Source organism: Streptomyces sp. NPDC088197 (assembly GCF_044741185.1).
GTDB lineage: Bacteria > Actinomycetota > Actinomycetes > Streptomycetales > Streptomycetaceae > Actinacidiphila.
The window spans coordinates 58,253-73,429 of record NZ_JBIUSD010000016.1 but is presented as its reverse complement, the minus strand read 5'-3'; the positions used below and the strand labels follow the sequence as shown (position 1 = coordinate 73,429).

The following is a 15,177-nucleotide window of genomic DNA, read 5'->3' as shown; positions in this document are numbered from 1 at the left end:
TACGGACAGCGGGGGGTGGGCGACACTGGGGTTAGCCCCCGAATGCGCCGGGGGCCAGCCGTCCGCGAGGAGATTCCCGTATGCCTTCCCCCGTCCCGCAGCCGCCCGCCGTCCCCCTGCTCACGGCGCTGTACGAGGGCCGGGACCGGGCGGACGCGCTGACCGTGGACGGCCGGTCCTGTTCGTACGAGGAACTGCTGGGCGCCGCGGGCGCGGTCGCGCGGCGGGCGGCCGGGACCGGGGCCTTCGTCGTGGAGGCGACGGCGTCGCTGGAGACGGTGGCGGCCGTGGTCGGCGGGCTGCTCGCCGGGGTGCCGGTGGTGCCGCTCGCGCCGGACGCGGGCCCGGCCGAGCGCGAGCACGTCCTGCGCGACTCCGGCGCCCGGACGCTGCCGGTGGACTTCGCCGAGCGCGCCGACTTCACCGGGACGCCCGCGCCGGGGCCGGCCCTGATCCTCTACACCTCCGGCACCACGGGCCCGCCCAAGGGCGTACTGATCTCACGGGCCGCCGTCGCCGCCGACCTGGACGCGCTGGCCGCCGCCTGGCAGTGGACCGCCGACGACACCCTGGTGCACGGCCTGCCGCTCTTCCATGTGCACGGCCTGGTCCTCGGCGTGCTCGGCGCGCTGCGCACCGGCAGCCGCCTGGTGCACACCGGACGGCCGACCCCGCAGGCGTACGCGGCGGCGGGCGGCAGCCTCTACTTCGGCGTGCCGACCGTCTGGCACCGGGTGGTGCGGGACGAGGCCGCCGCCCGCGCGCTGTCCGGGGCCCGGCTGCTGGTCTCCGGCAGCGCGCCGCTGCCCGCGCCCGTCTTCCGCGACCTGCTGGCGCTCACCGGCCAGGCCCCGGTGGAGCGGTACGGCATGACCGAGACGCTGATCACCCTGAGCGCGCGGGCCGCGGGGGAGCGGCGTCCCGGCGCGGTCGGCACCCCGCTGCCCGGCATCCGTACCCGGATCGCCGAATCCGCCGACGGCGTCGGCGAGTTGCAGCTCACCGGGCCCACCCTCTTCGACGGCTACCTCGGGCGGCCCGAGGCGACGGCGGCCTCGTACACCGCCGACGGCTGGTTCCGTACCGGCGACATCGCGAGCGTGGACGAGGACGGCACGCACCGGATCGTCGGCCGGGCCTCCACCGACCTGATCAAGTCCGGCGGTTACCGGATCGGCGCGGGCGAGGTGGAGAACGCGCTGCTCGACCACCCGGCGGTACGGGAGGCCGCCGTCGTCGGCGCGCCGCACGCGGACCTCGGCCAGCAGATCGTCGCGTACGTCGTCGCGGACGGGGTGACGGCGGCCGAACTGACGGACTACGTGGCCACCCGGCTGTCGGTCCACAAGCGGCCCAGAATGGTCCGTTTCCTGCCTGAACTGCCGCGCAACGCGATGGGGAAGCCGCAAAAGAAGTTGCTGCCGCCCGTATGAAAAAGGTAGGGATACGGGGGTCGGAGTTGCCGCTTGCCGGGCGGCAAGTAGGCTCCTGGCCTATAAGTCCACCCCCTTGCACACCACCGGGCGGCCGGTACACGCCGCCCGGGTCGCCGATACCCGGGCCCCGCTCCAAAGGGTGGCGGTGATACGCCCTGCCATGGAGGCAGCACCGCATGTTCCACCGCATCGGACGCACCGTCGTCCGCCATCCCGTATGGACGATCGTCGCGTGGCTGATCGCCGCCGTCGCGATCATCGCCACCGCACCGAGTCTCCCGTCCAACAGCGACGAGAGCAGCTTCCTGCCCAGCAGTTACGAGTCGATCAAGGCGATGGACGTCCAGGAGAAGGCGTTCCCCGCCGCCTTCACCCCGGCCGCGATCGTCCTCTACCAGCGCACGGACGGCGCGGCGCTGACCGACGCCGACAAGTCGGAGATCACCAAGATCACCGACGAGCTGGGCAAGAAGAAGATCGACCAGGTCCAGAAGGTCGTCGAGGGCAGCGCGTCCAAGGACGGCAAGTACCAGACCGCGCTGGTCCAGATGAACAAGGAGACGGCCGGTCAGCCCAAACAGGCCGACGCGGCCAAGGCGCTGCGTGACGACTCCACGGCGCTCGCCAAGGGCACCGATCTGAAGGTGCAGGTCGGCGGGCAGGCGGCCCAGGCCCTCGACCAGCAGGACGCGGGCAAGACGTCGGACGCCGTGGCGCTCGTCGGCTCCCTGCTGATCATCATCATCACGCTGGCGATCATCTTCAGATCGCCGCTCATCGCGATCATGCCGCTGGTCATCCTGACCGGCGTCGTCTTCACCGTCGCCAACGCGCTGATCGCGGACGCCACCAAGATCTTCGGACTCCAGGCCAACAGCTCCATCTCGGCGCTGCTGATCGTGGTCGTCCTCGGCGTCGGCACCGACTACTTCCTCTTCCTGATGTTCCGCTACCGAGAACGGCTGCGGGCGGGTGACGAACCCAAGGAAGCGATGATCAACAGCGTCACCCGCGTCGGCGAGGCCATCGCCTCGGCGGCGGGCGCGGTCATCATCTCCTTTCTGGCGCTGGCGCTGTCCACCCTGGGCTTCCTCACCCAGCTCGGCCCGGCGCTGGCCATCCTGGTCGCCGTCACCCTGATCGCGGGCCTCACGCTCTTCCCCGCGATCTGCTCGCTGATCCCGCCGCGCGCCCTGTTCTGGCCCGGCAAGAAGTGGCAGCAGGAGCCCTCCGACGCGCGCTTCGCGGCCATCGGCCGGGTCGTCGGCCGCAGGTCCGGCATGGTGGCGATCGTCTCCGGTCTCGTCATGCTGCTGCTCGCGCTCGGCACCCTCGGCTACAAGGCGTCCTACGACCTGGCGTCCGGGTCGATCCCGAAGACCAAGGAGTCGATGGTCGTCCAGGACACCCTCCAGAAGGCGTACTCGGCCGGTGCGGCGGAGCCGACCTCGGTCTTCCTCACCAGCACCTCGAACAAGCCGCTGGGCTCGGTCGACTACACCGCGTACGCCGACAAGCTGAAGAAGGTCGACGGCGTCGCGGACGTCTCCTTCGACCAGAAGAACGACCTCAACAAGGACGGCACCACCGCGAACTTCACGGTGACCCTGAAGTACGAGTCGGCCAGCGACAAGGCGATCGCCGCGGTGGGTGATGTGCGCACGGTCGCGCACGACAACGCCCCGCCCGGCACCGAGGCCCTCGTCGGCGGCTCGTCCTCGATCTTCAAGGACATCAACGCGGCGGTGAACCACGACTACAAGACGGTCTTCCCGGTCGCCGCGATCCTCATCATGATCATCCTGGGACTGCTGCTGCGCAGCGTCGTGGCGCCCTGGTACCTCATCGCGTCCGTCGCCCTCGGCTTCGGCGCCACCCTCGGCGCGACCGTGCTCATCTTCGGCCGCGGCGACGGGCTGATCTTCCTGCTGCCGATCATCATGTATCTGTTCGTCGTCGCCATCGGCACCGACTACAACATCCTCATGATCGCCCGGTTGCGGGAGGAGGCGCAGGAAGGCCGCGAGCCACGCGAGGCCGCCAGCATGGCGCTGCGGCACGCGGGTCCGACGATCGGCGCCGCGGGATTCATCCTGGCCGCGACCTTCGCGACCCTGATGCTCTCCGGCAACGCCTTCCTGACCCAGATGGGCTTCGCCGTGGCCTTCGGCATCATCGTCGCCGCCTTCGTCATGGCCATGTTCTTCACCCCCAGCCTCACCGCCCTGATGGGGCACGCGGCCTGGTGGCCCGGCCACGCCGACCGCACCCGCGCGGCCGCACCCGGCGGTCCCGCTCCCGAGCGCGAACTGGACGAGTCCGGCCACCGCTGACCCCGCGCGGTGCGGTCCGCTCGGTCCGCACCATTCGTCCTTTATGTCCGACTCGCTCCGGCTTCTGAAGGGGCCGGGCAGGTGTTCACCGCCTGCCCGGCCCCTTCGCCGTGCCGGTCGAGGACGCGGGTGGGTAAACCTCGCAAACCCTGACGGCGTCCTACGTCATGGTCCGCATGGGGCGGATGTCCGGCGGATAGACGCGTCTATACGCTTGTGGGCGGAGTTTGGGAGCGGGAGAGGGGGCGGTGTCGGGTGCCGGGCAAGGTCCGCGAGGGGAGTCGGGGCGCCGCGGAGCGGGTGGGGACGGCACTGCGGGGAGCCCTGCGGCTGATCTGGCGGACCGTGCGCGGCGAGTGGCAGGGGATCGTCGTCGCGCCGGTGCGTGAGCTGCTGCGCCGCGGGCTGCCCGGACTGTCCCTGGCGTTCCTCGCCGGGCTCGGGGTGATCTTCTTCCACGGGATAGCGCAGAGCAGGGCGGGCGCGACCGTGGTGCGCGTGGTCGGCGGTGTCTACGCCGATCTGCCGCTGCCGCTGGCCCTGTTGCGTACACCGGTCTCGCTGTACGTCCCCGCGCTCGACCTGCCCGTGTGGGCGGGCATGACGCAACTCTTCCTCGCCTTCGCGCTCGCCGAGCTGGTACTCGGGCGGGCCAGGACGCTGGTGATCGCGTACACCACGACGCTGGTCGGCACCCTGATGGCGCGCGCCATGATCGCGATGGGCACCGGCTGGTGGGGGCTCGGGCTGCCGCCCGACGCCGGGGCGATCCTCGACACCGGGCCGTCGGCCGCCGTCGTCGGGCTCTTCACGTATCTGTCGATCACGCAGCGCGCGCCCATCGTCTTCTTCTTCACCGGCGGCTCCATGGTCATGGAGTCCGTCATCAAGCCGAATCTGGCGGGCCGCGAGCACCTGATCGCCATCGCCACCGCGATCGTCCTGGCCGTCGTCCACCGCCGCCACGCGCTGTCGGCCTCGCGCGTGATCCGCAGCTCCGTCGCCGAGGAGCACTCCCGCCGGGTCGAGGAGCACCCCCTCCGGGCCGAGGAGCACCCCCTCCGGGCCGAAGAGCGCCCGCACCGAACCGAGGAGCGCCCCCTGCGGGTCGAGGAGAACCGCGACCTGCCGGGCGCCCAGGCACCGTAGCCTTGCCCGGACTGCATATCGTCATGCAGAGTCTTGTCCCAGTGAATAAGAGCCGGTGGACGGGGTCACGATGGGCTGGGCGGCGAAGGTCGGGGACGGCGAAGGGCCGGTGCGGTGACGGAGAGCGACGTGGTGACGGGCGGCGACGCGGCGGCGCGGGACGCGGCGGGCGGCGCCTCGGCCCGGCTGCTGAAACTCTTCGAGGCGCACCGCCTCACGCCCACCCAGCGGCGGATCGCGCACTGCCTGGTGCGTAAGGCCGCGCAGGCGCCGTACCTGTCCAGCGTGGAGGTGGCGGAACTGGCGGGCGTCAGCCAGCCGTCGGTCACCCGTTTCGCCGTCGCCCTCGGCTTCGACGGCTACCCGGCGCTCCGCCGCCACCTGCGCGAGGTCGCGCCCGCGCCCGCGGAGCCGGAGACGGCCGCGTACAACGAGTACCAGCAGGCCGTGCACGCCGAGATCGAGAATCTGCGGCACCTCGCGGAACTGCTCGGCGACACCGGGCCCGCCACCCGCGCGGGCGCCGTACTCGCCGCGTCCCGGCCGCTCCCGGTCCTCGGCCTGCGCGCGGCCGGCGCCCAGGCCCGCGGCTTCGCGTACTTCGCCGCCAAGGTCCACCCCGACGTGCGGCTCCTCGACGAGGGCGGCACGATGCTCGCCGACCGGCTCGACGCGGCCGTGCGCGCCGGAGCCACCGCCCTCCTGTGCTTCGCGCTGCCCCGCCACCCCCGTGAGGTCGTCGACGCCCTCGCCCACGCCCGCGCGGCCGGCCTGACCGTCGTCACCGTCGCCGACAGCGCCTTCGCCCCCGTCGCCGCCCACACCGACCTCCTCCTCCCCGCCGCCGTCGGCACCGGCCTCGCCTTCGACACCGCCTGCGCCCCCATGCTCCTCGGCCGCGTCCTCCTGGAGTCCATGTGCGACGCCCTCCCCGACGCCCAGGCGCGCCTGGAGGAATTCGACGCCCGGGCGGCGGCGCGGGGCGTCTTCACCGAGTAGCGCCTCGGGCGCCGTTCTGATGGCCTGGTGCCGTTCTCAGGGCCCGGTGCCGTCTCATGGGTCCGGGGTCGCCCCGCCCGCGGCGAATCCGCATGATTCCGGGCCGGAAGCCGCACTTCTTAACGAAAATCTGAGAAACACTGAGTACCCTCCCCACCACTTGCTGGGTGATGCCGTGGCGAAGGACGGCAGCGAAGGAGGAGGCGCGACGTGGTGCGCGGGGCCTACACATTGGCACGGGTGGCAGTGACGGTGCGCGCGGCGGCGTGCTGGCTGTGGTGGGCGGGGGTGATCGCGGCCGTGCCGGGCACGGCGGTGACCTTCAGCCCGACGGGACGCCGGATCGGCGTCATGGCGGGCGCGGTGGCGTTCATCGTCGCCGCCGTGACCGCCTACGCGGTACGCGGCGGCCGGTACGCCGAGCGGGCGAGCGCCGCGACCAAGGCGGCGAAGAGCGTCTTCCTCCAGGACCGCAGGGTCACCGCCCGCGCCTGGCTGCGCCGCCGCAGGTGGTGGCTGCTCGCCGCCTTCGTGGTGGCCGCGGCCTCGTCGCTCGCGCTGCCCTGCGCGGGCGGCATGCTGCTCGGCGGCATCGGCGCCGGGCTGTGGGCCAAGTCCCGCAGGATCGCCCGGATCGAGCGTTCCCAGGACGCCCTGCTGTGGGTCCGCCCGGACGGCGACGGCGCCGCCTACCAGCTCACCGGGATCGCCGCGGGCGACGCGGCCCCCGGCGGCGGTCGCCGCCGCGGCCCGGTGACCGCCGCCAACCCCGTCGCGGCCCCGGCGCCGCGCCGCCGCTCCGCGCGCCCGGCCCGTCCGCGCGCCGGGCGGTCCTGAGCCGAGGGATGGTGACCGCCGGGTGGCCGCCCTGGGCGGTCCTGACCCGAGGGATGGTGACCGCCGGGTGACGGCGGTCGGCCCGGCACCGGGCGGTCCTGACCTAGGTGAAGGCGGCCGCCCGGTGGCTGTCGCCGGGCGGTGCTGACCCGTGTGACGGCGGTCGGCCCCGGCACCGGGCTGCCCCTGCGCTAAGTGAAGGCGACCGCCCGGTCGTCGCCGTCAGCCCCGGCGCAGGGGCGGCAGGGCGCCGCCGCTCTCCGCGACCAGGTCGTCCAGGGTCTGGGCGGTCCTGACCTGAGCGAAGGTGACCGAGCCCGTGCTGTCCGCGGTGTAGCCGTGGACGGCGGGCCGGGGCAGCGAGTTGTACGCGAAGTGGTTCGAGAAGTAGTACGCGCCGGTGTCGAGCAGCGCGACGAAATCACCCGCGTCCAGCAGCGGCAGCGCCCGGCCCTGCGCGACCAGGTCGCCCGCGAAGCAGCACGGCCCCGCCACGTCCTGCACGACCGGCTCGCCGTCCTTCTCGCGGCCCTTCCCGTCCAGCGCCAGCACCCGTATCGGCCACGCCTCGGGGACGAAGACGGTACGGGTGGCCACCTGCGCGCCCGCGTGCGTCACCGCGATCGGCCGCCCGCCCGCGGACTTGGCGTACTCCACCCGCGCCAGCACCGTGCCGTTCTTGGCCAGCAGCGAGCGCCCGAACTCGGTGACGATGCCGTAGCGCCCGTCGAAGAGGCCGGGCACCTCGGCGCGCAGCACGCGCGCGTAGTCCGCGAAGGACGGCGCGACGTCGTCGGAGCGGAAGTTCACCGGCAGGCCGCCGCCGATGTCGAGCACGCTGACCTGCTGCCGCCCGGCCGCCGCGTTGACCCGCTCGGCCAGCTCGTACGCGGCCCGCACGCCCGCCGCCATCAGTTCGAGCGGCACACCCTGCGAACCGGTGTGGGTGTGCAGCCGGTTGAGCCAGGGGCGCTCGGCGTACGCGCGCAGCACCCACTCCTCCGCGCCCGGGTCGCGCAGCGCCACGCCGAACTTCGAGGTGGCCGTCGCGGTGCTCATCGCGCCGATCGTGCCGCCGCCCACCTGCGGGTTGACCCGCAGCCCGACGGGGGAGGCCGACTCCGCCCCGGCCAGGCGCAGCGCGTCGATTCTGGCCAGCTCCTGCGGATTGTCCGCGTTGACGGCGATGCCCAGCTCCAGCGCCTCGCGCAGCTCCGCCACGGTCTTGGCGGGGGAGTCCAGCACGGTCCGGTCGGCCGGGATGCCCGCGGCGCGCGCCAGCGCCAGCTCGCCGGGGCTGGCGACCTCCGCGCCGAGCCCGCACTCGCCGAGCAGCGCGAGCACCGGGACGAGAGAGGCGGCCTTGACGGCGAAGGTGTGGGTGACGGCCACGCCCGGCGTCGCGAAGGCGGCGTGCAGCGCCGTCGCCGAGCGTTCGATGCCGGTGACGTCCAGCAGACCGACGACCGGCTCCGCCTCGCCGACCAGTCCCTGCTCCACTGCGGCACGCAGCGCGTGCCCCCGCCGTATTCCCAGTTCATCCGTCATGACATCCATCCCACCACCTCCCCGCCCGCGCCCGCCAACCCGGCTCAAGGAGTGGTCGCGCCGATCTCACCGGGGCCGCGCGACCGCACCTTGTTGACTAGAGCTATTCAGCTAGTCAGGATGTGAATGGATGCACCCACACCGGGTGCGCCGACGACGAGGAGGCCGCACCGATGACGGGACCGAGGCCGGTACGCGCACCGCGCGGTACGGAACTGAGCGCGCTGGGCTGGCAGCAGGAAGCCGCGCTGCGCATGTTGCAGAACAACCTCGACCCGGAGGTCGCCGAGCACCCCGACAAGCTCGTCGTCTACGGCGGCACCGGCAAGGCCGCCCGCGACTGGAACTCCTTCGACGCCATGGTCCGCACCCTGCGCGGCCTCAAGCAGGACGAGACGATGCTCGTCCAGTCCGGCCGCCCGGTCGGCGTCATGCAGACCCACGAGTGGGCGCCGCGCGTCCTCATCGCCAACTCCAACCTCGTCGGCGACTGGGCGAACTGGGAGGAATTCCGCCGCCTCGAAGCGCTGGGCCTGACCATGTACGGCCAGATGACCGCCGGCTCGTGGATCTACATCGGCACCCAGGGCATCCTCCAGGGCACCTACGAGACCTTCGCCGCCGTCGCCGCCAAGCGCTTCGGCGGCTCGCTCGCCGGGACCATCACCCTCACCGCCGGACTCGGCGGCATGGGCGGCGCCCAGCCGCTGGCCGTCACCATGAACGGCGGCGTCGTGCTCTGCATCGACGTCGACCCGCGCGCCATCGACCGCCGTATCGAGCACCGCTACCTCGACGTGAAGGCCGACTCGCTGGAGCACGCGCTGCGGCTGGCCACCGAGGCCCGCGACGCCCGCCGCCCGCTGTCCATCGGCGTCCTCGGCAACGCCGCCGAACTGGTGCCCCAACTGCTCGCCATGGGCGCCCCCATCGACATCGTCACCGACCAGACCTCCGCCCACGACCCGCTCGCGTACCTCCCGCTCGGCATCGACTTCTCCGACATGGCCGCCTACGCGGCCGAGAAGCCCGCCGAATTCACCCAGCGGGCCCGCGAGTCCATGGCCACGCACGTCGAGGCCATGGTCGGCTTCCAGGACGCGGGCGCCGAGGTCTTCGACTACGGCAACTCCATCCGCGGCGAGGCCCAACTCGCCGGGTACGAGCGGGCCTTCGCCTTCCCCGGCTTCGTCCCCGCCTACATCAGGCCGCTGTTCTGCGAGGGCAAGGGCCCCTTCCGCTGGGCCGCGCTGTCCGGCGAGGCGTCCGACATCCACAAGACCGACAAGGCCATCCTCGAACTCTTCCCCGAGAACGAGTCGCTGGCCCGCTGGATCCGCCTCGCGGGCGAACGCGTCCAGTTCCAGGGCCTGCCCGCCCGCATCTGCTGGCTCGGCTACGGCGAACGCGACCGCGCGGGCGAGCGCTTCAACGAGATGGTCGCCGACGGCACCCTCGCCGCCCCCGTCGTCATCGGCCGCGACCACCTCGACGCCGGTTCCGTCGCCTCCCCCTACCGCGAGACCGAGGCCATGCTCGACGGCTCCGACGCCATCGCCGACTGGCCGCTGCTCAACGCCATGGTCAACGTCGCCTCCGGCGCCTCCTGGGTCTCCATCCACCACGGCGGCGGCGTCGGTATCGGCCGCAGCATCCACGCCGGCCAGGTCACCGTCGCCGACGGCACGCCCCTCGCCGCCGAGAAGATCCGCCGCGTCCTCACCAACGACCCCGGCATGGGCGTCATCCGCCACGTCGACGCGGGCTACGACCGCGCCGACGAGGTGGCCGCCGAGCGCGGCGTGCGCGTCCCGATGCGGGAGACCGAATGAGCACGAATTCAGCCTCGGCGTTCGATGAGCGGGGTCCAGGGGCCGAGCCCCCGGTTCCGGGAAGGGGCGGGCCAGGGGAGAACGGCTCAGGGGCGAAACAGCCCGCCGCGGGCGCGTCCTTCCACGCGATGTGGCGCGACCTCCTCCCGGTCGGCCGGGACACCGGAACCGGCGGCTACCGCCGCTACGCCTGGACCCCGGCGGACACCGACTGCCGCGCCTGGTTCCGCGCCCAAGCGGAGTCCCGCGCCCTGACCTACGAGGTCGACCGCAACGGCAACCAGTGGGCCTGGCAGGGCGACCCGACGGCGGGCGACGCCGTCGTCACCGGCTCCCACCTGGACTCTGTCCCCGACGGCGGCCCCTTCGACGGCCCGCTCGGCGTCATCTCCTCCTTCGCCGCCCTCGACGAATTCCGCGCCCGCGGCGCGACCCCCACCCGCCCCCTGGCCCTGGTCAACTTCACCGACGAGGAAGGCGCCCGCTTCGGCGTCGCCTGCGCCGGTTCCCGGCTGAGCGCGGGCCAGTTGACCCTGGAGCGCGCCAGGGAACTGCGCGACGCGGACGGCGTGAGCCTCGCCCGGGCCATGGAGACGGCGGGCCAGGACCCGGAGGCGATCGGCCCCGACGCCGAACGCCTCGCCCGGATCGGCGCCTTCGTGGAACTCCACATCGAACAGGGCCGCGCCCTGGACCTGTCGGGCGACGCGGTCGGCGTCGCCTCGGCGATCTGGCCGCACGGCCGCTGGCGGTTCGACTTCACCGGCGAGGCCAACCACGCGGGCACCACCCGCCTGGAGGACCGCCGCGACCCGATGCTGACCTACGCCAACACGGTGCTGGCCGCCCGCAAGAAGGCCCGCCTCGCGGGCGCCCTCGCGACCTTCGGCAAGGTCAGCGTGGAACCCAACGGCGTCAACGCCATCGCCTCACTCGTTCGGGGCTGGCTCGACTCGCGCGCCGCGGACGAGGCCACCCTCGCCGAGGTCGTCACCGCCATCGAGCAGGCCGCGACCGAGCGCGGCGCCCGCGACGGCGTGGACGTGCGGGTCGTCCGCGAATCCTTCACCCCGGTGGTGGAATTCGCCCACGACCTGCGCGACCGCCTCACCGCGCTGCTCGGCGGCGCCGCGCCCGTACCGGTCCTTCCGACCGGCGCGGGACACGACGCGGGCATCCTGTCCGCGACCGTCCCAACCGCCATGCTGTTCGTACGCAACCCCACCGGCGTCTCGCACTCCCCGGCCGAATCGGCGGCCGAGGACGACTGCGTCGCCGGTGTGACCGCACTCGCCGACGTACTGGAAGGTCTCGCGTGCAGGTGACGTACTGGCTGGAGCACGCCTGGCTCGGCACCCATGTCGAGCCGGGCGTCGCGCTCACGGTCGCGGACGAACGCATCACCGAGGTCAGCACAGGCGTGGACGCGCCGCCCGCCGGGGCGACCGTCCTGCGCGGCCTGACCCTGCCCGGCCTGGCCAACGCCCACAGCCACGCCTTCCACCGGGCCCTGCGCGGCACCGTGCAAGTCGGCTCCGGGACCTTCTGGACCTGGCGCGAGTTCATGTACGGCGTCGCGCAGAAGCTCACCCCCGACACGTACTTCGACCTCGCGCGCGCCGTCTACGCCGAGATGGCGCTGGCCGGGATCACCGCGGTCGGCGAATTCCACTACCTGCACCACCAGCCGGGCGGCACCCCGTACGACAATCCCAACGCCATGGGAGAGGCCCTGATCGCCGCCGCGGGCGCGGCCGGGATCCGGATCACGCTGCTCGACACCGTCTACCTGCACGGCGGCCTGAACCGGAACGGCTACGCGCCGTTGGCCGGACCGCAGACCCGCTTCGGCGACGGCACCGCCGACCGCTGGTACGAGCGCTGGTCGCAGCTCAAGGGCGGCGGCCACGCGACGATCGGCGCCGCGCTGCACTCGGTGCGGGCCTTCTCCGCGAGCGACGGCTACACGGCCTTCGCCCGCTGGACCGACGGCGTGCCGACGCACATCCACCTGTCCGAGCAGCCCGCGGAGAACGAGGCGTGCGTCGCGGTGCACGGCCGCACCCCGGCCCGGCTGCTCGCGGACTCCGGCTTCTGGAAGCCGACCGCCACCGCCGTGCACGCCACGCACCTCACCGGTGAGGACATCGGCCTGATCGGGCGCGCGGGAAGCACCGTCTGCATGTGCCCCACGACGGAACGCGACCTGGCCGACGGCATCGGCCCGGCACCCCGGCTCAAGGCGGCGGGCAGCCCGCTGAGCCTGGGCAGCGACAGCCACGCCGTCATCGACCTGTTCGAGGAGGCGCGCGCCATGGAGCTGAACGAACGGCTGCGCACCCGCGCCCGCGGCCACTGGACCGCGGCCCAACTGCTGCGCGCCGCCACCGAGGACGGTCACGCGAGCCTCGGCCGACCCGACGCGGGCCGCCTGGAACCGGGCTGCGCCGCGGACTTCACCACGATCGCGCTGGACTCCGTCCGCACCGCCGGACCCCTGCCCCGGCTGGGCGCGGAGACCGCCGTATTCGCGGCCACGGGCGCGGATGTGACGTCCACCGTGGTCGGCGGCCGGCAGATCGTCCGTGACGGGCGGCATCAGCTCGTCGAGGACGTGCCCGCCGCCCTGGCAGCGGCCATCGCGGCCACCCGCTGAGTCCGAGCCGGAACCCGAGCCCGAATCCGAACCCCCTCGCGGGGCGCCCACCGAGCCCGAGCCCGTCCCCCGGCACACCGCCCCCGCCCCCGTGCCCGCGTCCGAAGGAGAACCCCCGCGCGATGACCAGCAGCCCGGCGACCAGCAGCCCGGCGACCAGCGCCCCGAGCGGCCCGGCGCACAGCACGGCCATCACCAACATCGGCAGTCTGGTCACCAACGATCCCTCCCTCCGCACCCCGGAAAACCCCCTCGGCCTGATCCAGGACGCCGCCGTCGTCATCGAGGGCGACCGCGTCGTCTGGACCGGTACCCACAGCAAAGCACCCGCCACTGACAGTCACCACGACGCCGGGGGCCGGGCGCTGCTCCCCGGCTTCGTGGACTCCCACGCGCACCTGGTCTTCGCGGGCGACAGGACCGCCGAATTCCACGCCCGGATGTCGGGCCGCCCCTACTCCGCGGGCGGCATCCGCACCACGGTCGCGGCCACCCGCGCGGCCACCGACGACGAACTGTCGGCGAACGTCGCCCGCTACCTCGCGGAGGCGCTGCGGCAGGGCACCACGACGCAGGAGACCAAGTCCGGCTACGGCCTGACCACGCACGACGAGGCCCGCGCGCTGCGGATCGCGGCCGGTCACACCGACGAGGTGACGTACCTGGGCGCCCATGTCGTCGCCCCGGAGTTCGCCGACGACCCGGCGGCGTACGTCGCCCTGGTGACCGGCGAGATGCTGGACGCCTGCGCGCCGCACGCCCGCTGGATCGACGTCTTCTGCGAGGAGGGCGCCTTCGACGGCGACCAGGCCCGCGCGGTCCTCACCGCGGGCGCGGCCCGCGGACTGGTCCCGCGCGTGCACGCCAACCAGCTCTCGTACGGCCCCGGCGTGCGCCTCGCCGTCGAGCTGGACGCGGCCTCGGCCGACCACTGCACGCATCTGACGGACGCCGACGTGGACGCGCTCGCCAGCGCGCCGCGTACGGTCGCGACGCTGCTGCCCGGCGCCGAATTCTCCACCCGGGCCGTCTACCCGGACGCCCGGCGGCTGCTGGACGCGGGCGCGACGGTGGCGCTGTCCACGGACTGCAACCCGGGCTCGTCCTTCACCAGCTCCATGGCCTTCTGCGTGGCCCTCGCGGTCCGCGACATGGGCATGACGCCCGACGAGGCCGTCCTGGCCGCCACCCTCGGCGGCGCCCGGGCGCTGCGCCGTACGGACGTCGGCTCGGTCGCGCCGGGCGCCCGCGCCGATCTGCACCTGCTGGACGCCCCCAGCCACGTCCACCTCGCCTACCGCCCGGGAGTCCCCCTGACGGCGGCGGTGTGGCAGGCCGGGAAGCGCCTCTGAAGCGCCGAGGAGCGCGCCTGAGCGCCCGGGGGAGGCTGCTTAGGGCCTGTGCGGCGGGCGGGCGTGCCAGGGGGCGAAGGGGCCGTTCGTGATCCGCCGGACAGGCCCTAGTCCTCGACCATCAGTCCGCGGCGCAGCCGCGCCAGCGTGCGCGACAGCAGCCGTGACACGTGCATCTGCGAGATGCCCAGCTCCTCGCCGATCTCGGACTGCGTGAGATTGGCGACGAAGCGGAGCGACAAGATGGTGCGGTCGCGCGGTGTGAGCCCGGCGATCAGGGGCTTGAGGGACTCGACGTACTCGATGCCCTCGAGGTCGTGGTCCTCGTAGCCGATCCGGTCGGCCAGCGCGCCCTCCGGGTCGTCCTCCGCGGGCTGGGCGTCCAGCGAACTGGCGGTGTAGGCGTTGCTCGCCGCCATGCCCTCGACGATCTCGTGCTCGGGCAGGCCGAGGCGTTCGGCCAGCTCCCGCACGGTCGGGGAGCGGTCCAGTTGCTGGGCCAGCTCGTCGCCCGCCTTGGCGAGGTCGAGCCGCAGCTCCTGGAGCCGCCGCGGCACCCGTACCGACCAGCTCGTGTCACGGAAGAAACGTTTGATCTCACCGATGATCGTCGGCATCGCGAACGTGGGGAACTCCACACCGCGGCTCAGCTCGAACCGGTCGATCGCCTTGATCAGGCCGATCGTGCCGACCTGGACGATGTCCTCCATCGGCTCGCTGCGGGTGCGGAAGCGCGAGGCGGCGAATTTCACCAGCGCCAGATTGAGTTCGACCAGGGTGTTGCGGACATACGAGTACTCGGTGGTGCCCTCCTCCAGCGCCTGGAGGCGGGCGAAGAGCGTCTTCGACAGAGCGCGGGCGTCGACCGGTCCTATACGGTCGTACGGCGGGATCTCGGGAAGTCCCTCAAGGCCCTTGAGCTGCTCGTGCGCATGATCCAGGCTCAGCCGGGGTGTCATGTGCTCCTCCCTCTCTTGAGACCTTTCGCGACCACTCGCGGCGATGGATGGAGCGGTGCCGTATCTCCACCCCTAC

General features: G+C 73.0%; 11 protein-coding genes. 9 read left to right on the top strand and 2 right to left on the bottom strand.

The genetic code is table 11. The features are described from left to right. The first annotated feature begins 80 nt into the window (after nt 1-80). The 5 genes from ACIOC1_RS29585 to ACIOC1_RS29565 all read left to right on the top strand — a co-directional run bounded on the left by ACIOC1_RS29585 (nt 81) and on the right by ACIOC1_RS29565 (nt 6,754). A complete protein-coding gene (locus ACIOC1_RS29585) occupies nt 81-1,433 on the top strand; it encodes an AMP-binding protein (protein WP_355346959.1) in 1,353 nt (450 codons plus the stop codon). Nucleotides 1,434-1,612: 179 nt separating this feature from the next. Next, a complete protein-coding gene (locus ACIOC1_RS29580; protein ID WP_391162274.1) occupies nt 1,613-3,769 on the top strand; it encodes an MMPL family transporter in 2,157 nt (718 codons plus the stop codon). Nucleotides 3,770-4,024: 255 nt separating this feature from the next. Further along, nucleotides 4,025-4,918: a hypothetical protein gene (locus ACIOC1_RS29575; protein WP_401856978.1), complete on the top strand. Its 894-nt coding sequence runs from the start codon at nt 4,025-4,027 to the stop codon at nt 4,916-4,918. Nucleotides 4,919-5,050: 132 nt separating this feature from the next. Next, the gene (locus ACIOC1_RS29570; protein WP_355347034.1) at nt 5,051-5,917 is read left to right on the top strand and encodes a MurR/RpiR family transcriptional regulator; all 867 of its coding nucleotides are present in this window, start codon (nt 5,051-5,053) and stop codon (nt 5,915-5,917) included. A gap of 240 nt (nt 5,918-6,157) precedes the next feature. Further along, nucleotides 6,158-6,754 carry a hypothetical protein gene (locus ACIOC1_RS29565; protein ID WP_401310213.1) on the top strand — a complete coding sequence of 199 codons (597 nt, stop codon included), beginning with the start codon at nt 6,158-6,160 and terminating at the stop codon, nt 6,752-6,754. Between the two features lie 222 nt (nt 6,755-6,976). Here ACIOC1_RS29565 and ACIOC1_RS29560 read toward each other — a convergent pair whose 3' ends face one another. Beyond that, entirely contained in the window at nt 6,977-8,302 is a 1,326-nt protein-coding gene (locus ACIOC1_RS29560) for a diaminopimelate decarboxylase (protein WP_401856976.1), read from the bottom strand. Between the two features lie 173 nt (nt 8,303-8,475). Here ACIOC1_RS29560 and hutU point away from each other — a divergent pair, with 173 nt between their 5' ends. The 4 genes from hutU (at nt 8,476) to hutI (ending at nt 14,142) form a co-directional block, all read left to right on the top strand. Next, nucleotides 8,476-10,134 (top strand): urocanate hydratase, encoded by a 1,659-nt coding sequence (hutU, locus tag ACIOC1_RS29555; protein ID WP_401856974.1) that lies wholly within the window; start codon nt 8,476-8,478, stop codon nt 10,132-10,134. Between the two features lie 128 nt (nt 10,135-10,262). Beyond that, on the top strand, nt 10,263-11,459 hold the full coding sequence (locus ACIOC1_RS29550) for an allantoate amidohydrolase (protein WP_401856972.1): 1,197 nt from the start codon (nt 10,263-10,265) through the stop codon (nt 11,457-11,459). After that, nucleotides 11,450-12,790, top strand: a complete 1,341-nt coding sequence (locus ACIOC1_RS29545; RefSeq protein WP_355346977.1) for a formimidoylglutamate deiminase — start codon at nt 11,450-11,452, stop codon at nt 12,788-12,790. Before ACIOC1_RS29550 ends, ACIOC1_RS29545 begins: the two co-directional genes overlap by 10 nt. Nucleotides 12,791-12,912: 122 nt before the next feature. Further along, nucleotides 12,913-14,142, top strand: coding sequence for an imidazolonepropionase (gene hutI, locus ACIOC1_RS29540; RefSeq protein ID WP_401856970.1), 1,230 nt, complete (start codon nt 12,913-12,915; stop codon nt 14,140-14,142). Between the two features lie 107 nt (nt 14,143-14,249). Here hutI and ACIOC1_RS29535 read toward each other — a convergent pair whose 3' ends face one another. Next, nucleotides 14,250-15,101: an RNA polymerase sigma factor SigF gene (locus ACIOC1_RS29535; RefSeq protein WP_401856968.1), complete on the bottom strand. Its 852-nt coding sequence runs from the start codon at nt 15,099-15,101 to the stop codon at nt 14,250-14,252. Nucleotides 15,102-15,177 lie beyond the last annotated feature (76 nt).